This window comes from Deltaproteobacteria bacterium, assembly GCA_020848905.1.
Taxonomy (GTDB): domain Bacteria; phylum Myxococcota_A; class Polyangia.
Genome location: JADLHG010000003.1, coordinates 30,606 through 51,670, shown reverse-complemented (window position 1 = coordinate 51,670; position 21,065 = coordinate 30,606). Strand labels below are relative to the sequence as shown.

General features: G+C 71.4%; 18 protein-coding genes. 14 read left to right on the top strand and 4 right to left on the bottom strand.

Annotated elements, in window-relative coordinates; all coding sequences use genetic code 11:
- Window positions 1-16: 16 nt before the first annotated feature.
- The 3 genes from IT371_00490 (at window position 17) to IT371_00480 (ending at window position 3,492) form a co-directional block, all read left to right on the top strand.
- Window positions 17-1,123 carry a hypothetical protein gene (locus IT371_00490; GenBank protein MCC6746100.1) on the top strand — a complete coding sequence of 369 codons (1,107 nt, stop codon included), beginning with the start codon at window positions 17-19 and terminating at the stop codon, window positions 1,121-1,123.
- The gene (locus IT371_00485) at window positions 1,120-2,445 is read left to right on the top strand and encodes an amidohydrolase family protein (protein ID MCC6746099.1); all 1,326 of its coding nucleotides are present in this window, start codon (window positions 1,120-1,122) and stop codon (window positions 2,443-2,445) included. The genes IT371_00490 and IT371_00485 overlap by 4 nt, the downstream gene beginning before the upstream one ends.
- 69 nt (window positions 2,446-2,514) lie before the next feature.
- Window positions 2,515-3,492 carry a hypothetical protein gene (locus IT371_00480; GenBank protein ID MCC6746098.1) on the top strand — a complete coding sequence of 326 codons (978 nt, stop codon included), beginning with the start codon at window positions 2,515-2,517 and terminating at the stop codon, window positions 3,490-3,492.
- A gap of 28 nt (window positions 3,493-3,520) precedes the next feature.
- Here IT371_00480 and IT371_00475 read toward each other — a convergent pair whose 3' ends face one another.
- Both IT371_00475 and hflX read right to left on the bottom strand, forming a co-directional pair.
- Window positions 3,521-4,486, bottom strand: coding sequence for an MBL fold metallo-hydrolase (locus IT371_00475; GenBank protein ID MCC6746097.1), 966 nt, complete (start codon window positions 4,484-4,486; stop codon window positions 3,521-3,523).
- 140 nt (window positions 4,487-4,626) lie between these two features.
- A complete protein-coding gene (hflX, locus tag IT371_00470; GenBank protein MCC6746096.1) occupies window positions 4,627-6,066 on the bottom strand; it encodes a GTPase HflX in 1,440 nt (479 codons plus the stop codon).
- A 230-nt stretch (window positions 6,067-6,296) separates the two neighbouring features.
- Here hflX and IT371_00465 point away from each other — a divergent pair, with 230 nt between their 5' ends.
- From IT371_00465 to IT371_00425, 9 genes are all read left to right on the top strand, one after another.
- A complete protein-coding gene (locus IT371_00465) occupies window positions 6,297-8,036 on the top strand; it encodes a S8 family serine peptidase (GenBank protein MCC6746095.1) in 1,740 nt (579 codons plus the stop codon).
- Window positions 8,037-8,251: 215 nt separating this feature from the next.
- A complete protein-coding gene (locus IT371_00460; protein MCC6746094.1) occupies window positions 8,252-9,898 on the top strand; it encodes a hypothetical protein in 1,647 nt (548 codons plus the stop codon).
- Window positions 9,899-9,998: 100 nt separating this feature from the next.
- Window positions 9,999-11,294 carry a pyridoxal phosphate-dependent aminotransferase family protein gene (locus IT371_00455; protein MCC6746093.1) on the top strand — a complete coding sequence of 432 codons (1,296 nt, stop codon included), beginning with the start codon at window positions 9,999-10,001 and terminating at the stop codon, window positions 11,292-11,294.
- Complete coding sequence (locus IT371_00450; GenBank protein MCC6746092.1) at window positions 11,294-12,298, top strand: UbiA family prenyltransferase; 1,005 nt, start codon at window positions 11,294-11,296, stop codon at window positions 12,296-12,298. The genes IT371_00455 and IT371_00450 overlap by 1 nt, the downstream gene beginning before the upstream one ends.
- Window positions 12,298-13,320, top strand: coding sequence for a hypothetical protein (locus IT371_00445; protein MCC6746091.1), 1,023 nt, complete (start codon window positions 12,298-12,300; stop codon window positions 13,318-13,320). The genes IT371_00450 and IT371_00445 overlap by 1 nt, the downstream gene beginning before the upstream one ends.
- Entirely contained in the window at window positions 13,317-14,408 is a 1,092-nt protein-coding gene (locus IT371_00440) for a hypothetical protein (GenBank protein MCC6746090.1), read from the top strand. Before IT371_00445 ends, IT371_00440 begins: the two co-directional genes overlap by 4 nt.
- A gap of 11 nt (window positions 14,409-14,419) precedes the next feature.
- Window positions 14,420-15,937 (top strand): hypothetical protein, encoded by a 1,518-nt coding sequence (locus tag IT371_00435; protein ID MCC6746089.1) that lies wholly within the window; start codon window positions 14,420-14,422, stop codon window positions 15,935-15,937.
- A 16-nt stretch (window positions 15,938-15,953) separates the two neighbouring features.
- Window positions 15,954-17,351, top strand: a complete 1,398-nt coding sequence (locus IT371_00430) for a sigma-54-dependent Fis family transcriptional regulator (protein ID MCC6746088.1) — start codon at window positions 15,954-15,956, stop codon at window positions 17,349-17,351.
- A gap of 320 nt (window positions 17,352-17,671) precedes the next feature.
- The gene (locus IT371_00425; protein ID MCC6746087.1) at window positions 17,672-18,103 is read left to right on the top strand and encodes a hypothetical protein; all 432 of its coding nucleotides are present in this window, start codon (window positions 17,672-17,674) and stop codon (window positions 18,101-18,103) included.
- Here the strand turns inward: IT371_00425 and IT371_00420 are convergent.
- On the bottom strand, window positions 18,090-18,461 hold the full coding sequence (locus IT371_00420; GenBank protein ID MCC6746086.1) for a hypothetical protein: 372 nt from the start codon (window positions 18,459-18,461) through the stop codon (window positions 18,090-18,092). The two genes, IT371_00425 and IT371_00420, sit on opposite strands and share 14 nt — an antisense overlap.
- 211 nt (window positions 18,462-18,672) lie before the next feature.
- Here IT371_00420 and IT371_00415 point away from each other — a divergent pair, with 211 nt between their 5' ends.
- Together IT371_00415 and IT371_00410 are read left to right on the top strand one after the other, a co-directional pair.
- Window positions 18,673-19,578 (top strand): hypothetical protein, encoded by a 906-nt coding sequence (locus IT371_00415; GenBank protein ID MCC6746085.1) that lies wholly within the window; start codon window positions 18,673-18,675, stop codon window positions 19,576-19,578.
- A gap of 109 nt (window positions 19,579-19,687) precedes the next feature.
- Window positions 19,688-20,323, top strand: coding sequence for an N-methyl-D-aspartate receptor NMDAR2C subunit (locus tag IT371_00410; GenBank protein ID MCC6746084.1), 636 nt, complete (start codon window positions 19,688-19,690; stop codon window positions 20,321-20,323).
- 153 nt (window positions 20,324-20,476) lie between these two features.
- Here IT371_00410 and IT371_00405 read toward each other — a convergent pair whose 3' ends face one another.
- Window positions 20,477-21,028: a hypothetical protein gene (locus IT371_00405; protein ID MCC6746083.1), complete on the bottom strand. Its 552-nt coding sequence runs from the start codon at window positions 21,026-21,028 to the stop codon at window positions 20,477-20,479.
- Window positions 21,029-21,065: the final 37 nt, after the last annotated feature.

Below are 21,065 nucleotides of genomic sequence, written 5' to 3'. Positions count from 1 at the left end.
GTTAGAATGGGGACCCATGGCGTATCGATCGTTCGTGGCACAGGTAGCCGTGCGGCGGCGGGGGCGCGTGGTGGGCGGGGTCTTCGCCCTCCTCGCCGCGGGGGCGCTCGGCTGGATGGCCGTCTCCTTCGCGCAGAGCACGCTCGTGCCGCGCCTCGGGCAGTACTGGAGCGGGGTGAGCGAGACCTATCGCCGCGCGCAGTGGGCCAATACCGTCGCGGCCGCGGCCTGGGTCGCGGGAGCCGCGTCGCTCAGCGTGTGGCTCGTGGCCTTCTCCCTGCGCCGCGCGTTCGGCCTCCCCGGGCAGCCGCGCTCCGCGGCCCGGACGGCCTTCTTCGTGGTGCGCATCCTGGCGGCGATTCCGTTCCTCATCTGGCTCGGGCTCTGGTCCGCCGACGAGATGGGCCTGCGCCGAAAGACCGGCGCGCCCTTCATCGCCCTGGGACAGGGCCTGCTCGTGTGCCTCGCCTTCGCCTACGACGTGCCGCGTCTCGTGCGCAACGCGCGCACGGCGCTTCGGTCGCGGCTCCCCTTGCTGCGCGTGCCGCGTCGCTCGCTGGCGGAGCTGCCCCCGAACGGCGCGGTGCGAACCTTCGGCGTGGTGGCGCGAGGGTCCGAGGCCCTTTCTGGGCCTCTCGACGAGGAGGTGGTGGTGCACTACCGCGAGGAGCGGCCGCTCCCGCTGCCCGATCCCGGTGTCGAGTTGCTGCCGCCCGAGCTGCAGGAGCGAACGAAGCGCCTCCACGCGGTCTCCTTCCTGCTGACGCACGCGGGTCAGCAGGCCTTCGTGGAGGTGGAGCCCGACCGGCTCGTCGTCGAAGGAGACGAGGTGGCGGGGCAGACCTACCGCGAGCTCACGGTGAAGGTGGGCGAGACGGTCCAAGTCGTGGGCCAGGTGCTCTCCGGGGGCGGCGGAGCCGGAGGCTACAGGTCCGGTCCGGCGCGCCTCGGAGCGGGAGATGGGTCGCTGCTGCTCGTCAAGGGCGAGAGCGTGATGCATCGACGGCTCCTCGTGGCGGGCGTCATCGAGCTCCTCGCCGCGGTGGGCTTGCTGGCGTGCGTCCTCGGACTCGTGGGCTTCTGGCTCTACGCCGGCCGAGTCGCGTCCCAGGCGATGCGATGACCGCGAGGGCGCGGCGAGCGATTCTCCTCGTGGACCACGGAAGCCGGCGCGCAGAGGCCAACGCGCTTCTCGAGCGCGTGGCGAGACTCGTGGCCGTCAAGGCCGGACCCGAGATGGTCGTGCGGCACGCGCACCTGGAGCTCGCTCCCCCGACGGTTCCTGAGGGGCTCGCGGCCTGCGTCGCGGCCGGCGCGCGCGAGATCGCCGTGCACCCGTACATGCTGGCTCCCGGGCGGCACGCCGCGGAAGACATCCCGCGGCTGGTGGCTGAGGCGGCGGCGCTCTATCCCGAGGTGAACATCCGCGTCACCGAACCGCTCGGTTTGCACCCCGCGATCAGCGAGCTGGTGCTCGAGCGCTGCGGGCTGCCCGTGGTGGGAGAAACGACCGGAGAAACGACCATGACCGACAAGCGCGTCATCGACATGTGGGCCCCGCTCCTGCCAGTGCCCGAGATGGTGAAGCACGTGGTGGGGCACTTCCCGGCCGCGATGCTCGGGTACCTGCGCGTCTTCTGGAAGCTGGAGCCGACCGCCGAGGCGCTCGCCCAGGTCCTGGCCGGACGCGAGCTCCCCGAGGAGCAGGTGGTGGCGCTCCTCGACGCGGGAGGGATCGGGCGGTCGCTCATCACCGGCTTCGACGAGACCACGAACGCCGGGATGGCCTTCATGTCCAACGAGGTGGTGGCCGGCGTGGCCGAGCGGCACCCGGGGCGCTTCATCCCCTTCGCAGGGATCGACGTGGGGGCGGGGATGCGGGGCGTGCGCGAGCTCGAGCGGCTGGTGCGCGAGCGAGGGTTTCGCGGGCTCAGCCTGCGCCCCTTCATGACCGGGCTTCCGGCCGACGACCGGCGGTACTACCCGCTCTACGCCAAGTGCGTGGAGCTCGACATCCCCGTGAGCGTGCACAGCTCGGCCAACTGGTCGGCCGAGAGAGACAACGAACTCGGCCACCCGCGGCACCTGGGCGTCGTGGCGACGGACTTTCCGGAGCTGAAGCTCATCGTGAGCCACGGCGGCTATCCGTGGGTGCTCGAGGCGGTCCTTCTCGCCTGGAAGCACGAGCACCTCTACCTCGAGCTGGCGGCGCATAGACCGCGCTACTTCGCGACGCCCGGCACGGGATGGGAGCCACTCATGCGCTTCGGGCAGACGACGATCCAGGACAAGGTGCTCTTCGGCACGGGCTGGTTTCTGATCGGGCGACCGCCGGGGGAGCTCTTGGCCGAGTTCCGGTCCCTGCCGCTCGAGCCGCGCGTGCTCGACAAGTGGCTCTTCGGCAACGCCGAGCGGCTGCTCGGGCTCGCGTCGGCGCCGCCGTAGCGGAGGTGTGGCCGCCGCTGGAAGCTCCGCCGGCGCATGCCGGCCATCGCTGCACGAGGAGGAGAACCGATGATGCGAAGCTCACAGCCGCTGATTCCCCTCTGGGCCGTACTGGTTGGCCTGTCGCTCGCGGGTTGCAACAGCTTACCGAGCGGTCAGGCGGACGCGCGCGTGGTCGACGCCACGTTTCGCGACGCCGGCTCGCGCGACGCGACAATGGCGGACGGGGGCTCGGTGGCCGACGCCTTCGCCGCGCCGTCGGCGTTGCAGGCGGTGGTGAACAAGCTGCTCGTCCCGACGAGCGGAACCGAGTACGCGCGCGACTACGAGGGCAAAGGGGAGAAGAAGAACCGCTTCGGCACGATCAATCAGCTCGTGTCGAGCTTCAACCTGGGACTCACGGTGCAGGCCACCTTCGACAACATCCTCGACGGGGCGGTCTGGATCCTCCTCGTGGAGCTCTTCGCGGATTCGCTCGGCGGCTCGGGTCCCGCACAGCTCAAGGGGTACGTCGGCGAGGACCAGGACGCGGTGCACACGGCCGAGGACAACTTCTCGGGGAGCGAGCTCTTCGGCAAGAAGTCCACGGCGGGGCTCTTCACCCTCCCGGGCACGCTCGCGAGCGGGGCGGTCAAGGTGGGGCCGGCGAGCGGGACCTTTCCGATCTGGGTCGAGGGCGCCGAGGTCGTGACGGCTCGTTTCGAGCGGCTCGAGGTCACGGCGAAGGCGAGCGCCTCCGGGATGACCGAGGGGCAGCTCACCGGGCTCGTCCCCAAGAGCGACTGGAACGAGAAGGTGATCCCCAGGGTCGTGCGACAGATCGACTACACCTACAAGCATCCGAGCACGTCGCAGAGCAGCCGGGACAAGCTCCGCGACGTCTTCGACGCCAACAAGGACGGCACGATCACGGTGGACGAGTTCATGGGCAACACGGCCATCAGCTCCGCGCTCGGTCCGGACGTGGACACCGACGGAGATGGCAAGCCCGACGCGGTGTCGATGGGCCTCGGCTTCACGGCCGTTCCCTGCACGATCAAGAAGTAGCGTTTCGAGCGGCTTGCGCGGCGAGCCCTCACCGCGCGAGGAGCTCGCGCGCCTCTCCCCCCTCCAGCACCCAGAAGCGCGAGCGCGGCACGCGGTACTGCGAGAGCACCGCCGCGAGAGCCCGGGGGGGATCGTCCCAGTTCTCGTCGGAGAGGCGAAAGGTGCCGAAGTGGATCGCCACGCTCGTGGCAGCACCGAGCGCGAGGTGGGCCCGCAGAGCCTCCTCCGGCGAGAGGTGCGAGTCGGCCATGAACCAGCGTGGCTCGTACGAGCCGATCGGCAGGAGCGCGAGGCGGAAGGGCCCGAACCGTCGCCGCGCCTCGGCGAAGTGCGGACCCCAGCCGGTGTCCCCGGCGAAGTAGACCGCTCCGGCGCTGCCCTGCACGACGTAGGCCGCCCATAGGGTTCTCGACCGATCCGCGAGACCGCGCCCCGACCAGTGCCGCGACGGCGAGAGCGTGACTCGCAGGTGGCCGTGGCGAGCGCTCTGTCCCCAGTCGTACTCCTCCCCCCCGGGGATGCCGTGCCGCTCGAGGAGCGCGCGGTTGCCGAGCGGCACGAGGATCCGCGGCCGGTGTCGCTCGGCGAGGCGCCGCAAGGTGGGGAGGTCGAGATGGTCGTAGTGGTTGTGGCTGATCAAGACGAGGTCGATCGGCGGGAGGTCGGCGAAGGCGATCCCGGGGGGCCGGTGGCGCTTCGGGCCCACCCCGGACCAGGGGCCGACGCGATCCGAGTAGACCGGGTCGGTGAGGACATTCACGCCGTCGAGCTGCAGGAGCACCGTCGCGTGGTTGATGAAGGTGACGCGCACCCGTCCCGGCTCGCGCACCCGCGCCGGGGGCCGTGGGCCCGGAGCGGGCGTGGGGAGCTTTTCGGGCCACTCCGGAGGCTTCCGCGTCCACCACCAGCGCAGCACGTCGAGCGCGCGCTTCTCCCGCGCGGGCACCTGGTTCAGGAAGCGCCGGCCGTCGAAGTGGGCCGTCCGGGGGCCCACGTGCGGGGGAGCCGAGAGGCAGCCGGAGGCGCAACACGCCAGGGCGAAGAGGAGCGCGGCGACGGGCGGTACGCGGCGAGCTACCCGGCGATCGGCGCCTCGAGTCGGGCCAGAGCGCCGTCGATTCCCGTGCCGCACGTTCACGAACCCGAGCTGGCCTCGGCGTCGATCCGCTGCCGCAGCTCCTCGAGCAGGGCCGCGGGAGCCCGCACGCGCAGCCGCGTTCCGGTCTCCTCGTGCGTCTCGCCGAGCACCCGGCAGGCTTCGTAGGTCGCGTGCACCAGGCGCTGCGCGCGGTAGGGGACGAAGAGCTCGCCCTCCACCATGTCGCGCTCGAAGAAGCCGAGGATGCGCTCGCGCAAGGCCGCGACGTCCTCCGGACGCTTGGCCGAGATGATCAGGGCGTCGGGGAGCTCCTCCGCGAGGGCCCGCCGCACCTCGGGGTCGAGGCGGTCGGCTTTGTTCAGCACGACCAGGGTCGGGTTCTCGCCGGCGTCGAGCTCGCCGAGGACCGTGCGCGTCACCTCGAGCTGGGAGCGCCAGGCGGGGTCGGCCGCGTCCACGACGTGCAGGAGGAGCGCCGCGCCGCGGGCCTCCTCGAGCGTGGAGCGAAAGGAGGCCACGAGGTCGTGGGGGAGCTTCTTGATGAAGCCCACCGTGTCGGAGACCAGGATGCGCGGGTGGGTGAGCGGCTGGAGCACGCGGGTGGCGGTGTCCAGCGTGGCGAAGAGCTGATCCTCGACCAGCACCTCGCTGCCGGTGAGCGCCCGCATGAGGGAGGACTTGCCCGCGTTCGTGTAGCCGACGAGCGCGACCGTATCGAGCTGGCTCCGTCGGGACCGCCGCTGGCCCACGTCCCGCTCGAGCGCGACGAGCTCCTGCCGCAGCTCGGCAATGCGGTCGCGCACCCGTCGCCGGTCGAGCTCGAGCGCCGACTCGCCGGCACCCTTGCCGCCGATGCCACCACGCTGGCGGTCGGCTCCTCCGCGCGCCTCGCGGAGTCGCGGCGTGAGGTAGTTGAGCCGCGCGATCTCCACCTGCAGGCGCGCCTCCCGCGTGCGGGCGTGGCGCTGGAAGATGGCGAGGATGACCGAGGAGCGGTCCAGCACCTCCGCGCCCGTGGCGGCCTCGAGGTTGCGGAGCTGCGAGGGGGTGAGGTCGTGGTCGAAGATGACCACCGTGGCCTGCTTCGCACCGTCGGGTCCCGTCTCGGCTGGCGGCGCCTCCTCTAGGTCGGAGTCGGGGGCGAGCTCCGCCTCGAGCTCGGCGACCAGCTCGGCCCCCTCTGCGCCGTCGTCCTCTTCCTCTTCGTTCGGCTGCGCCCCCTTCTGCCGGCGCGAGGCGCCGGGTGGCACGCGTCCGGTCCCGCCCGTGTAGCGCGCCAGCTCCTTGAGCTTGCCCGACCCGAGCACGGCGGCGGCCCCGGCGCTCGGGCGTCGCTGCGTGATCCGGCCGACCACCTCGAGCCCGAGCGTCTCGGCGAGGCGTGCCAGCTCGTCGAGCGAGGAGGCGAGCTCGGCGTCGCTCACTCCCGGTTGCTGGACACTGGCGAGTACTGCATGTTTCGGGCGTTCGCGCATGGGAGCGCAGAGTGCAGCCTGGGGTCGGGGAGGTCAAGCGAGCTCGGCGGTGGCTCCCGGGGCCTCGGTTTCCCTTGAACGTGGGGCTTGAGGTCCCAGCCGCGGGGACGAAAACGCTGTGGTCTTTGGAGGTCGGGCACGGAATGTCTCTTGCAGCGGTACCGCCAGCTGCATGGATGGGCGGGGCCGGGCTCGTCGAGGAACAACGAACACGGAAGGGGTCAGGGTCGATGCGGAATAATAGAGAACAGAGGCTCGGGTATCTCGTGGAGGGAAGGCCCAGGAGGCCCCTCGCTTCTGCGGCGGCGCTGGTCGTCGTCGCAGCTCTGGCGGGATGCAGTGCGGACCGCTCGGAGCCGGTGGGGAGCTCGCGTGCGAAGCTCGTAGCGGGTGCGCCGCACAACGGCATCTATATCGTGGTGCTCGCGAAGGGGGCGAGCCCGCAAGGCGTGGCCCATGCAGCAGGGGTCGCCGCGGTGCATAGGTATCAGCACGCGCTGAACGGCTTTGCGGCCCCGCTCTCGAGTCAGGCCATCGCCGCGCTGACCGCGAATCCGAACGTCGCGTACATCGCGCCGGACCAGGAGCTCCACGCGGTGGCGCAGACCCTTCCCACGGGCATCCGGCGCGCCGGCGCGGACAGCAACGCCACCGCGCGCATCGACGGCAAGTCGGACCCCATGAACGTGGACGTCGCCGTGATCGACACCGGAACGGGACCTCACGCGGACCTCAACGTGGTGGGTGGCGAGAACTTCGTGCCTAAGGGCAAGTACGGCGGACCGATCGATCCGCTGGCTTACCAGGACGGCAATGGTCACGGGACGCACGTCGGAGGCACGATCGGCGCGATCGACAACGGTGCCGGGGTGGTGGGGATGGCTCCCGGGGCGCGCCTCTGGTCCCTGCGCGTCCTCGATAATTCGGGCTCCGGAAGCTGGGCCGGGATCATCGCGGCCATCGATCGTTTGACCTCGTGGGCCGGCACGCCGGGGCGTCCGCGCGTGGCCAACATGAGCCTCGGGGGGGGCGGATACCCCTCGAGCTGCGATGCCGAATGCGTTTGTGCGTACACCGCAGTCAGCGGACGCGACGCGATGCACGAGGCGATCTGCAAGTCCGTCAAGGCGGGGATCACCTACGTCGTGGCGGCGGGCAACGAGAGCTGCGACGTGGACGCCTGCACGCCGTACGGCCAGGGCCGGGCCGCGGTCCCAGCCACCTACCGCGAGGCGATCACCGTCTCGGCGCTGGCCGACTTCAACGGTCAGTCTGGGGGGGGCGCGAGCGCGACCTGTCGCGTGGACCAGGACGACACGCTGGCGGACTTCTCGAACTTCGGCGCGGGTGCCGGAGCGATCGATCTGATGGCGCCGGGAGTCTGCATCACCTCGACGTGGCTTTCGGGCGGCTACAACACGATCAGCGGCACCAGCATGGCGACGCCCCACGTGACCGGCGCCGCGGCGCTGCTGCTGGCGGCTTCGCCGTCGCTCGCTCCGGCGGAGGTCCTCGCGGGCCTGCTCGCCGGCGCGGATCCGCTCCCGTGCGGCTCCGGAGGCTGCGCCGACGACCCGGACGGCGTGGCCGAGCCGCTGCTCGCCGTGCGCGGCAGCTTCGTCCCGGGGGCCTGCACGCTCGACAGCGAGTGCGACGACGGAAACCTCTGCAACGGGGTCGAGAGCTGCGCGAGCGGGAGCTGCACCGCCGGCTCGGCGCTCTCGTGCAACGACGGGAGCGCCTGTACCCAGGATGCCTGCGACCCGACCCTGGGCTGCGTCTTCAGCGCGATCTCGTGCACGGACGGCAATAGCTGCACCGCGGACACCTGCGATGCGGCTGTAGGCTGCCTCTTCACGCCGATCTCGGGCTGCACCTCCTGTCTGCCCGTGGGCGCGTCCTGCGAGACCTCGAGCCAGTGCTGCTCGTCGAGCTGCGGCGGGAAGCGCGGCAACAAGACCTGCCGGTAGTCCCTCGACGGGGCGAGCCTCTTCCAGCGGCACTCCCCGGCCGCTCTCCCGAAGGTCCGCAGCTTCCGCTCCGCGAGCCGCGTGCAGCGGCCTGCACACGCGGCGCTGCCATGAGCAGGTTCTTGCACACCTGACGCGATAACGCGTGTGTCGTCGCGTCGGGTGGCGCCGGCACGAGGCTTGCTCCATCGCCCCTTCGAAACGGAGGGGCGAGCATGAAGACCCTGGATCGGTTGCGACGGAGCGGTGGGTGGGTGGCCTGGCTCCTGGTGGTGGTGCTCGTGAGCGGCACGAGCGCCTGCACGAGGATGATTCCGCTGCGCCTGGCCTCGCCGACGCTGGGGGAAGAGGTCAAGAAGTCGAAGCAGGTGGTCGCCACGCTGTGGGACCGGACCACGGCCCGCTTCGACCGGCCGCGGCTCGACACGGACCGTGTCCTTCGTGGGGGCGTCGTGAGGTGCTCAGGGCCGAGCTGCGAGCGGATCGTCGAGCAGGGATGGATCCGTCTCGACGAGGTGAGTGGGCTGGAAGGGCGGATCTACTCGAGGGGGAAGACCGCCACCTCCGTGACCCTCTCGGTGCTTGGCGGAGCTCTCTTCGTCGCGGGCATCGTGGCCCTGGTAGTCGTCATGCGCGGATCGGGAAGCTGGGGCCCCACCGGCGGCCGCCTCGGCTCTTGCCCGCACGTCTACAGCTACGACGGCGCGGGCTGGCACCTGGATTCGGACACCTACGGGATGGCGTTCTTCGAGGCGATGGAGGAGACGGACTACGACCTGCTCGAGCGGCTCCGGCCGGTGGACGGCGTCTATCGGCTGCGGCTCGCCAACGAGCTCGATGAGACGGAGCACACGGACGCGCTGGCCTTGCGGGTCGTAGATCACCCGGCGGGCACGCGGGTCGTGCCGTCGCAGAGCGGGGAGCTGCACACCTTTCGCGCGGAGGTCGCGCCGGTTCGCGCGACCGATCTGCGTGGGCGCGAGGTGCGTGGGCTCGTGGCGGCGCGAGATGGGGTCTACTTTCAGAGCGACCTCGGGGACCGGCGCGTCGAGCGGGCGGGGGACGCGCGGGACGGGTTGATCCTGGACTTTCCGAAGCCCGCGGGAGCCAGGCAGGCCAAGCTCTGGCTCTCCGGCATGAACACCCGCTTCGCCTCGGTGGCGCTCGGGTATCTGTTTGCGCAGATGGGGCCGCGGGGGATGAAGCGCTTCCGCGAGCGGCTGAAGACCGATGCGGCGGCGCGGCGGCGCTTCTTCGAGTTCATGGAGCGCGAGGGGATGCTCTCGGCCTCGGTATGGACCGGGCGGCGCTGGGAGCAGCGAGGGCGCTTCTGGCCCGCGGGGCCCGACGCGCGCAAGGACCAGGCGCTGGTCCTGCCGATTCAGGACCTGGCGGGCCCGCGTCTCCGGGTGCGGCTCGAGGCGGCGACTGCCTTCTGGACCATCGATGCGGTTACGGCGGACTTCGGGCCGGATCTGCCGCTCGAGGAGCGCAAGCTCACGGCGCGGAAGGCGGTGGCCGACGACGGGCGCGATCTCACGGCCACCCTCGCGGCGATCGACGGGCAGCGCTACACGACCGAGCAGGGCGAGCGCGCCGAGCTCGTCTTTGATGCGCCGCCCGCGCCGGCTCCAGGCCTCGCGCGCTCCTTCGTGCTCGAGAGCACGGGCTACTACGATCTGCACCTTCCGCCCGCGCCGCGCGGGAGCATAGCCGCCATGCGGCGCGTGCTGGAGCAGCCCGGGCAGGGCTCGCAGCTGGCCCTCGCGCTCCTCCTGAACGCCCTCGCCGCCGACCCCGCCGCCGCCCGCCTCGTCGCGCCCGAGCGTGTGCAGCCCTCTGCACACCACGCTCGCCCCTGAGCAGCCCGCTGCACAGGCTTCGCGTCGAAGTCCTCGTGGGTCTTCTGAGGCGCGCCGGCACGGTCCCTGCACTGCCTCGCCGTCAACAGGAGCGAAGCCGATGACAACCACCCCCTTCGATCGTGCACTCGAGAGCGGCGTTCCCGTGATCCTGGAGGCGCCGCCCGCGCGCGACCTCTTCGACAAGTGTCGCCGCTACGGCCCCATGGTGGAGGCGATGCGTCGAACCGGCGTCTACGAGCGGTTCTATCGGCCGGTGGTCGAGGGGGCGCTCGATCACGCCGTGGAGGTTCGCACGGGCCCTGGCACGAGCCGGCGCCTGAGCTGCTTCGATTCGAACAGCTACCTTCACCTGCATCGCCATCCGCGCGTGGTGGCCGCCGTGCGGGGCGCGCTCGACGAGGTGGGTTACGGCACCCCGAGCGCCCAGCTCCTCTGCGGCACGAGCCGCTACCTCTGCGAGCTCGAAGAGACGGTCGCCGCGTTTCACGGGCGTCCCGCGGCGCTCGTCTTCTCCAGCGGCTACGCGGCGAACCTGGGGACGATCGGCGCGCTCCTGGGTCCGGAGGATGCGCTGCTCGTGGACCGGCACAGCCACGCGAGCATCCACGACGGCGGTCGCGCCGGGCGGAGCGCTGGACGGCGGGCCTACGCCCATCGCGACGTGGCCGAGCTCGAGGCGTCGCTCGCCGCGCTGGAATCCGAGCGGCGAGGGGGCGTGCTCATCGCCACGGATGGCCTGTTCAGCATGCACGGGACGGTCGCGCCACTCCCCGAGCTTGCGTGGCTCGCGAGGCGCTACCGGGCGAGGCTCCTCGTGGATGAGGCCCACGCGACCGGTGTGCTCGGTCCGACGGGGCGCGGCCTCGAGGACCACTTCGGCCTGCCGGGTGCGGTGGACGTGCTCGTCGGCACCTTCAGCAAGGCTCCGGGAACGATCGGCGGCTACGTGGTCGGGGACGAGGAGCTGATCGAGTACCTACGTTTTCACGCCCGCTCGGCGGTCTTCACGGCGGCCCTGCCGGCGGCCCTCTGCGCCGGAGTCACCGAGGCCTTCCGGGTCATGGAGCGCGAGCCCGAGCACCGGGAGCGCCTCTGGCAGAACGTCGCGCGTTTCGCCCGTGACCTGCGCGAGCTCGGGTTACCGGTACTGCCCGAGCCGACGCCCATCTTCATGCTCCCCGTCGGTGCGGAGGACGCCCTTCCGAGCGTGGCCGGGAGCCTCTTCGCCGCCGGGATCAAGGCCGGCTACGTGACCCATCCGGTGGTGCCACGCGGCGAGGCGGCCGTGCGCTTGAGCGTCACCGCACGCCACACGGCCGAGGAGCTCGACCGCGCCGCCGAGGCGCTGGCCATCGCGCTGCGGGGCCTCCGCGCAGAAGGGAGCGCCGCGTGATGCACGCCGACACCCAGCACGCGACGGCCGCCGTGCGGCCTGCACCTGTCCTCTCGGCTCACTTCTGGCGCGACATGGCTTGCACCATGCGGCCGTACCTCATGTTCGTCTCCGGGGCGGCCGGGCTCGCCGGCCTCGCGGTGGCGCCGTCGCCGCCGGCCTGGGCGTTCGTCGTCGGCTTTCTCGCGGCCTTCGCCAGCTATGGCTTTGGCCAGGCGCTGACGGACGTCTTTCAGACCGACACCGACGCGCTCTCCGCGCGATACCGGCCGCTCGTTCAGGGTCGGCTCTCGCGCCGGGACGTGCTCCTGGTCAGCCTCGTCGGGCTTCTCGGCTGCGGGATGGTCTTTCTGCTCCTGAACCGCCAGAACGGGCTCCTCGCCCTCCTCGGCGTGCTCGGCCTGGCGACCTACACGCCTGCCAAGCGGCGCTTCTGGGCGGGGCCCTGCTGGAACGCCGCGATCGTGGCTCTCTTGCCGCTCATGACCTACCTCGGGGGGAGCGAGCGGGGGGCGCTCGACGCGCTGCGCGGGCCGGTGCTGCCCCCGGTGCTGCTGAGCGTCTTCTTCGGCTACGCCGTCTTCGTGGTGCTCGGGTATCTGAAGGACGTGAGCGCGGATCGCGCAACGGGCTACCGGACGGTCGTGGTCCGCTTCGGCTGGGTTCCGAGCGTCCTGGTGAGCGCTCTCTTCGCGCTCGTCAGCGCGGGCGCGAGCGGTCGGGTGCTCGTGGCGGCGGACACGGTCACAGCACCAGCCGCGGTCCTCGGCTGGACGCTCTGGGGCGCGGGGCTCCTCTCCTACGGGCAGGCCCATTTCGTGCTCCTGCGCGTGCGCGACGAGCACCTCGCCCACCTCGGGATCGTCCCGGCGCTGCGGGCCTTCGTGCTTCAGCACCTGGCGCTGGTCGCGCTCTACAAGCCGTTGCTCGCTCCGCTGCTCGTCCCCTACGCCGTGCTCGCCGAATGGGCCTGGGAGGGGCGTCCCGAAAGGAGGCAGGTCTGATGGGCCGGGCGTTCATCCTCGTCAATCGTCGCGCCCGTGGCGGCGCGGCGTCGTCGCTCTGGTCGGCGGTCAAACCCCTGTGCGAGGCCGCGCTCGAGGGGCTCGATTGTCGCAGCACGGTCACCGTGGAGCTCGACGAGACCTCCCGCTGGCGAGAGGAGCTGCGAGCGGCGCTAGGATGCGGGACGCGCACCTTCGTCGCCGCCGGAGGGGACGGCACGGTCGGTGCGCTCGTGAACGAGCTCGCCGAGCGCGTGCCTCCCGCGCAGCTCCCGTCGCTGCGACTGGGTGCGGTGGGCCTCGGGTCGTCGAACGACCTTCACAAGCCGGCCGGGACGAGGGATCCGGTGCCGCTGCGCCTGTCGCTGCCCGCGCTGCCGAGGGATCTGTGCACGGCGGACTATCGCGCGGCGGCCACCGGCGAGCGCGGACGGAGGCGCTTCCTCGTGAGCGCCAGCCTCGGCCTTCTCGCGGAGGGCAACGCGCGCTTCAACACTCCCGGCGCGATGCCTGCGCGGCTGAAGCGCTGGAGCGTGCCGCTCGCGATCGGCTGGGCCGGTGCAGCGGCGCTGCTCAGCCACCGCCCGCGGCGGCTGAGTCTGCGACCTTGGTCGTCGGCCGCGACCTTCGCGTCGCGGGGCGAGCCGGGCGCGTGGGGCGAGCGAGACGAGCCGGGCGAGGGGCTTCTCGTGGACAGCCTGAGCGTGCTCAAGACCCCGTACCTCACCGGGGGGCTGCGTTGCGAGCTGCCCGTCGAATTTGCGGACGGGCGTCTGCACGTCGCGGCCTTCGTGCACGAGGGTCGCTGGAGCGCCGTTCGAACGGTCCGCGCGCTGAGCCACGGGGTCGCTGGACGGCATTGCCGCTATCTCGCGACCGAGCGTCTGGCGGTGGCAGGCGAGCGGCCCTTCGACCTCGAGTGCGACGGAGAGCTCGTCGGCGGTCTCGAGGAGGTGCACTTCTCCGTTGGAACGTACCGGATCGGCGTCCTCGAGAACGCCGCCGAGGAAGGCCGATCATGACCAACAACGATGGGCATGCGGCGCGGGTGGACGCCGTGGACGAGAACGCCCTCTTGCGCGGCTGGGCGCGCACGCGGCCGCTCGCGAGCTACCAGCTCAACAGGTTCCTCGAGGCCGACGCGGAGCTCCTGGCGTTCGAGCCCAGCCGTTTCGGGGCCACGCTCGCCATCACGACCGATTCCATCGACGAGGAGATCGCGAGCGGCCTCTACCGCGACGGCGAGACGATCGGCTGGGTGGCGGCCATGGCCTCGCTGAGCGACCTCGCGGCCGTGAACGCCGAACCGCTCGGGCTCGTCTGCGCCGTGCGCTTGCCACAGCACCGCGCGCGCCGCCTGCAGCGCGAGCTCCGCCGTGGCCTGCTGGCGGCGTGCGAGGCGGCAGGGACCTTTCTCCTCGGTGGCGACACGAGCGTGGGCGGCCGGACGGCGAGCATCACCACCACGGCCGTTGGTCGCGTTCCGGCGGGGGCCCCCGCCTTGCGGCGGATCGGCTGCCGCGCGGGGGACGCGCTCTACGCCACCGGCCTGCTCGGCGGTGGCGCGACCTATGCGGCGGAGGCCTTGCTCGGCCTCTCCGTGCAGCCCGGGGGAGCTCCCTTTCGGCCACGGGCGCGTCTTGTCGAGGTGCGCGCGGTCGCGCCGTTCGTGCGGGCGGCGATGGACACCAGCGACGGGCTTCTCGCCACCGTGGATCAGCTCGCGCGACTCAACCACCTGGGCGTGCGCCTCGCGCTGCCCGCCGGGCTGCTCACGGCGGAGGCGCGGGCCCTCTGCCGCGCGCACGGCTGGCCGGCGCTCCTGCCGCTCGCCTGCCATCACGGCGAGTTCGAGGTGGTGCTGGCGGTGCCCGGGGCGCAACGCACGCGCTTTCTCGCAGCGGCCCGTCACGCGGGCTGGCGCCCCGTGCTCGTCGGGGAGCTGACCGCGGAGCTCGGGGTGCGAGGGCCCACGGGCGCCGCGATCTCCACGGCCGCGATCCGGAACCTGAACGCCGCCGGGACCTCTCCCCGACGCTACCTGGCGGAGCTCGTGGCGCTGATCGGGCGCGACGACGCTTCACCGGCGGGCTCGGGTGGTGCACTGTAGTGCGCGGAGCCATGCATAGTCTCGCGGAGCTGCCCCGGATGCTCGCCTGTGGCGTGCATCTCTTCGTGCTCGCCATCCTGCTGCGCCAGAAGAGCCCGCTCCGCTGGCCCGTGGTGCTCCTCTGCCTCGTGCTCTTCACCTGGAACTTTGCCGAGCTCGCCGACGCGACGATGGGCGGCGCGCGTTTTCAGTGGCTGGACCTCGCCGTCTCGCCGCTCACGGTGCCTCTGGCGCTGCACGTGGTCCTGGCCTTCGTGGGTCGGGTGCGCGAGAGGCGCCTCGTGCTCGTCGCGACGTACCTCGGCTTCGGGCTCCTCTCCGGCGTCTCGTGTCTGCCGCGTCGGGGGCCCACGCCGAGCACGTTCGGTGACTCGGCCGCCTGGTCGGTGCTCTACCTCGGCCTCTCCGTTCCAGCGATCGTCTTCGCCGCGCTCGAGCTGAGGGGGCACCTCCGCTCGACGGGGGATGCCTCGGAGCGCATCCGCACGCGGCTCCTCCTCGTGGCGCTCGTCCTCGGGGGCCTGCTCATGTCCACGGCCCTCTGGCCCTTTGGCTGGGCGCCGCCGCACGTCGACCAGCTCGGCGCGCTGCTCATCGCCGTCGTGCTCGCGCTCGTCGTGCTGCGCTCGAAGGTTCTCGGCCACGATGTCTCGGCAAGCGCCTGGACCTACGGTGGGGTCCTCGCCTGCGGGGCGGCCGTGGCCTACGCGATGACCTTCTACGCCTTCGCCGGGGGCCTCGCGCTGGGGCTCTTCGTCGCCTTCGTCGTCACGGTCACGGCGCTGGCCCTCTTTCGCGACCTGCTCCAGACCCTCTGGACGCACCGCGCGCGCGAGGCGGAGCTCCGGTGGCGCGGGCGCATGTCCGCGCAGCTCGCCCACGACCTGCGCAACCCCCTCTGCGCCTTGCGCGGTGGGCTGGAATACTTGCAAGAGGAGAACCGCCGGACCGAGGCCCACGGAGAGCAGGAGCGATTCCTCGCGCTCCTGCTCGAGCAGACGGGGCGCATCGACCGCATCCTGGAGCTCTATCAGCGCCTGACGCGTATCGAGCCTGTCTTCCGTCCGCTGCCCGTGCGCGAGCTCCTCTCGGAGGCGGTGGGGACGGCGAAGCTGAGGGCGCTGGCCTCGAACCACGAGGTGACGATCACCACGAACCTCGCTGAGGAACTCCCGACGCTTCAGGCGGACGCGGAGCTTCTCGGGCTGGCCTTCGAGAACGTGCTGCGAAACGCGGTTGAGGTTTCGCCCCCGCGGGGCCAGATTGGCGTGGTGGGCCGGGTCGCCCACGGCGCGCCCCGCGCCGAGCCGAGCCGCCTGGTGATGGAGGTGAGCGACCAGGGTCCGGGCGTCGATCCGCGGGACCGGGAGCGGATCTTCGACGAGTTCTTCACCACCAAGCCCGAGGGCACGGGTCTCGGGCTGCCTTTCGCACGGCAGGTGGCACGCGCGCATGGGGGAGACCTCGAGCTGGCGAGTCAGGCGGGGGGCGGGACCTGCGTGCGGTTGTGGCTCCCCGTCAGGGAATAGGGACGTGACGCCTCGAATGCAGCTTCTCGTCGTGGATGACGACCTGGCCGTGGCCACGGTCCTGGGTGCGCTCCTCAAGCAGGCCGGGTACCGCTTCCGCCACGCCGCCTCGGGGGAGACTGGGCTGGAGGCTCTCGAGCGCGGCGCGTTCGATGGCGTGATCTGTGATCTGCAGCTTCCGGGGATACAGGGGCTCGAGGTCCTTGGCGCGATCCGCAAGCGCTGGCCCGAGCTGCCGGTCGTGATGCTCACGGCCCACGGGAGCGTGCCGGTGGCCGTGGAGGCCATGCGTGCGGGGGCGGCCGACTTCCTGCTCAAGCCCTTCGACCGCGAGGCGCTGCTCTTCGTGCTCGAGAAGGCGCTGGCCGTGCACGCGGCGGGACACGAGGCGTCGTGCGCCGAGGCGACCTCGCGTGGCGGCGACGGGGGTGAGAGGGAGAGTGAGCTCCTCGGCGACTCGCCTCCCATGCAGGAGCTCAGGCGCGTCATCGCGCGTCTCGCGCCCACCGACTCTACGGTGCTGATCCAGGGCGAGACGGGTACCGGCAAGGAGCTGGTGGCGCGGGAGCTCCATCGCCTGAGCCGGCGCAGCCGCGGGGCGCTCGTGGCCGTGCACTGCGCGGGACTTCCCGAGGCGCTGCTCGAGAGCGAGCTCTTCGGCTACGAGAAAGGAGCCTTCACCGGCGCGGCCTGTCGCAAGCCCGGCCGCGTCGAGCTCGCGCAGGGCGGGACGCTCTTTCTCGACGAGATCGGCGAGCTCGGCCCCGCAATGCAGGTCAAGCTGCTCCGGCTGCTGCAGGAGAGGCGTTTCGAGCGCCTCGGGGGCCTCGAGAGCGTCGTCGCCGACGTGCGATTTCTCGCCGCGACGCACCGCGACCTGGCCCAAGAGGTAGCGAGGGGCGGCTTTCGGGAGGACCTGTACTATCGGCTGAGCGTCGTTCCTCTCACCGTGCCGCCGCTCCGCGAGCGAGGCAAGGACCTCCGGGCGCTGGCGGTTCGGTTCTGCGCCGAGGTCGCGCGCTCGACGGGGCGCGGAGGCGTGCGACTCACCGACGGGGCGCAGGCGGCGCTCGAGGCCGAGCTCTGGCGGGGGAACGTGCGGCAGCTCCGCAACATCGTCGAGCGCATGGTCGTGCTCGGTGACGGTGAGGTGATCGACAGCGACGCGGTGCGGGCCGCGCTTACCTGGGCGGGCTCTCCTGTCTCCGCGGTGGCGGGCCCACCCGGGAGTCCGGCCACTTCCTCTGCGCCGAGGACGCTCGAGGCCCAGCGAGGGGAGGCCGAGCGCGCGGCGCTCCTGCAGGCGCTCGCCCGCTCGGGCAACAACCGCTCTCTCGCGGCCCGCGTCCTCGGCATCAGCCGCCGCACCCTCTACAACAAGCTCGCGGAGCACGGTCTGCTCGACGAGGCGTGAGCGTCCCGGCTTCTCGACCTGACGGACGCTCGCGGTGCGGGCGAGCCTTTCACCGGCTTTCGTAGATCGTGGCCGCGAGCCCCTTGCGGCGGTCCGCATGACCTCCGTGGATCTAGCAGCGTCAAGCCACCGGAGACGTTATTGCAGGAGCACGGGCGCACCGTTTATCCCGGGAGTCGTACGGATGAAGTGGGGCGAGCACTGTGGAGCCGTCGCCGTCGCACCGCGCTGGGAGCGCGTCCCTGAAGAAGGGGGACTCTCCGGGCTGCGAGCGGGCTTCCTCTTCCTCGTGGCCGCCGCAGCTCTCGGTGCAGGTGGGCGTGCCTGTCAACGACGGGGCGGGTGGGAGCACCACCGGAGCGGTCACCCTGCGGGTGGGGCCCGCGCCGAGGCTCAACGTGGCGCACGAGACCGTGCTCGCCTACCAGTCGGCCGCGAGCGCCGTGATGGGCCAGACGATCCTCCGGTACGTGCAGGCGCAAGACCCGGAGGGGCAGAGCGTGACCTTCGCGTGGAGCACGACGCTCGGCTCGCTCGGAACCCCGGCGACCACGACCACCGCGAGCGAGGTCGTCTGGAAGGCGGGGGGCTGCACCGTCACCGCGACGCCGTCATCTAAGCTGCTCGACCGGTCGCGCTACCCGCACACCCATTCCCGCGAGGCCCAGGAAGCGCTCTCCCTCGCCACGGTGAGCGCGGGCCGTGCGGTTTCGCGCAGCGCGACCTCGCGAGCGCGGATCACGGGCACCTGAGCGGGTATTTCTTCGACGGGTCGGCTCCGCCGGCGGTGTCGCAGGCATAGGACGCCCTCGCGGGATCCCAGCCGCACTTCGGAATGGGCAGGCAGTCGAACGTCACGAGCCGGTTGTCTGCATCGCACCATTTCAGCGTGCGCTCGTCCACGCAGCACCCCTGGCGACCGATCTTCCCGCAGGCCGTGCTCGTCGAGCCCGTGTCTGGCAGCACGGATCCGTCGCGCGTGGCGACGGAGTCCGGGGCAGAATGTCCGCCGTGGTCGACGGTCGGTGCCGCGTCCTTCTTCGAGGGTGTGGTCTCCCCCATGCACCCCGCGATCGCGGGGAGTAGACAGAAGGCCAGAGCGTATCGCATGACGTTACCTCCTTCTCGTGAAGGGCCGCTTGTAGGGCGCTCGGGACTGGCACCGCGGACGTTCGCTTATCTCCTCGCCTGAGATGGCTACTACAGAGCGCTCGACGCACATGCATTTTTTTATGCTACCGCGGACTACCGCATGGCGACGACCAGCCTGTTTCATCCACCGCTTGACCCGTCGGCCGTGCCGGGGCGACGTTGTGCCGGCATGTCGATCTGGCTACGAGTGCTCGTTGCCGGCGTGATCGCCGCCTCGAGTGGTTGCCATCGGGTATTCCCTTACGAGGCTTTCGAACGGCAGGACGGGGGCGTCGTGTCGCGGGACGCCGGCCAGGTCACCGACGGACCCGGCGTGGACCGGCGGGTGGAGCCGACCAGCGATGCGCTGGCGACGACAGACGTCGCCGCGCTCTGCACGGAGAACCAGCCGCTAGCAACCCCCACGTGCTCCGGCTGCGGCAAGGCCTCGTGCGATGACCTGCCGGACTATCGCGACCCGTGGAGCGACCTGGGTTGCAAGGCCGTGCTCCTCTCGGAGGACTTCTGCGGCGACCTGCGGCAGTGGAAGGCAAGCCCGCCCTCTCCCGTCACGATCGCCCCGCGCGGGGTCCTGCGCTTCGGTGGCACCGGGACGACTGCGATCTCCGCAACGATCACCGGAGTAGCGTCGGTGCCCATGCCAGGCTACCTCGTGGAGCTCCGGCTGCAGACGCCCGCGGCTGCCCGCGGCTCCATCCAGCTCTGGGCAGACGTCCGGTCAGGCCAGCGCTTCGACCCCTCCCTCTACCGCTCCTGCGAGCTTCGCTGGACCGCCAGCGGGGCCGAGCTGCGGAACCTCGTGAGCACGCCGAGCTTCACCGACTCGGGTGAAACTCCGGCAACCGTGCCTGCGGGCCAGAGCGTCGTCCTTCAGAGCTACATCAGACAGAGCGAGCACCACTGCCGCCTCGCGAGCGAGACGACGATCCTGGTCGATCGTGGCCTCCCGATCGAGGGCCCCATCCCGGCCGGCGAGCCGACGATCACCATCGCCGTCGTGCCCGCGCCGGGCGCAGCTCTTACCGTGCCGCTCGACTGGGTGCGCATCTTTCACCCCGCCTCCAATCCTCCCTGACGCGCGCCGCCTCGATCCCCCGCCGCGAGGACCGCGCACCGGCTCGACGTGTGCCCGGCGCCTCGGTCCGAGTTGAGCGGCGGTCGGTGGTGGCCTACCATCGGCTCGAATGCGCGAGGAGCTGAGAGACCCGGCCACCCGCTTCGCTCGCGCGGCGCGCGCGGCGGGGGCCAACCGGCCTGCGGATGGCGTCGTGGCCGACCTGCTGGCGCGCTACGCCGAGCCGCGGCGGCACTATCACACGCTGACGCACGTCCTCGACTGTCTCTCGCTGTTCGACCGCTTCGAAGCGCTCGCCGAGCGGCCCGCGGAGGTCGAGCTCGCGCTCTGGTTCCACGACGCCGTTTACGATCCCGAACGGAGCGACAACGAGGCCGAGAGCGCCAGGCTGGCGGACGAGGCCCTGCGGGTGCTCGAGGTCCCGGAGCCTTGCCGCACGCGCGTCGTGCGCGCCATCGAGGCCACGCGACACCACGACGCGACCGAGGGCGACGCTGCGCTCTTGGTCGACCTCGACCTGGCCATCCTAGGCGCCGACGCCGAGAGCTTCAGGCGCTTCGAGGAGCAGATTCGCTCCGAGTACGCGCAGGTCCCCGACGCGCTCTTTCGCATGGGTCGGCGACAGGTGCTCGCGGGCTTTCTCGGTCGCCCGCGGATCTACCGGCACACGCGGCTCGCCGAGCTCTTCGAAGGCCCGGCACGGGCGAACCTGGCCCGGCGTATCGAGGAGCTCTCGCGCTCCTGAGCGCCGCCCGTCGGCGGAGCCCTCGGATTCCTGCTCCGACGTTCAGTAGACCTCGAATGCGATTGTGATCACACTAGCTTGGATCGGCCTCGAACACCTCTACCACGGTGCGAACACCTCTACCACGGTGCGGGGGCGGGGGCGGCGTCTCGACTACCAGAGGCGCAAGGGGAAGGGGAAGCGCGGGGGCTTGCTCAAATGAGCCTCGACGTTGGAGGGCACGACGGAACCCCGCAGCTTGAACTGCAGGGCCTCCATCTGGGCCCAGAGGGTCTCGGCCAACGACCTCGCCCCCCGGCGGGCGCTGGAGCGGAGCTCGGCGCGTAGCATGTACTGCCCGTCGGCGAGGCTGCTGAGCGCCGTCTGGACGCGATCCACGAGTCCCGCCGCGTTCCCCTCTTGGGCGAAGGCGTTCAGGAGCACGCCAACCTTCGCGTCCCTCGAGCCGGCGACCTTCGCCGCGACGAGCTCCTTGTAGACGCCGTCGATCCGGCGGTTGAAGAGCCAGCTGGCCCACGCCCGGCGGACCGGGTTCATGCGCTGCAGCCCCTGGATGTCGCGCCACGCTCGGGTCACGCGTCGCTCGGCCTGCTCGCCCGTGATGACGTGCGGCGCCTCGGTGGCGTGCTTTGCAGCGGCAGGGGACGAGAGCGAGAGCAACAGTGCCGAGGCCAGAAGCCCGGCCCGCAGGGTCCGACGACGCATCGATCAACCTCCGTGTGGAGGAGACTCCTTGCAAGCC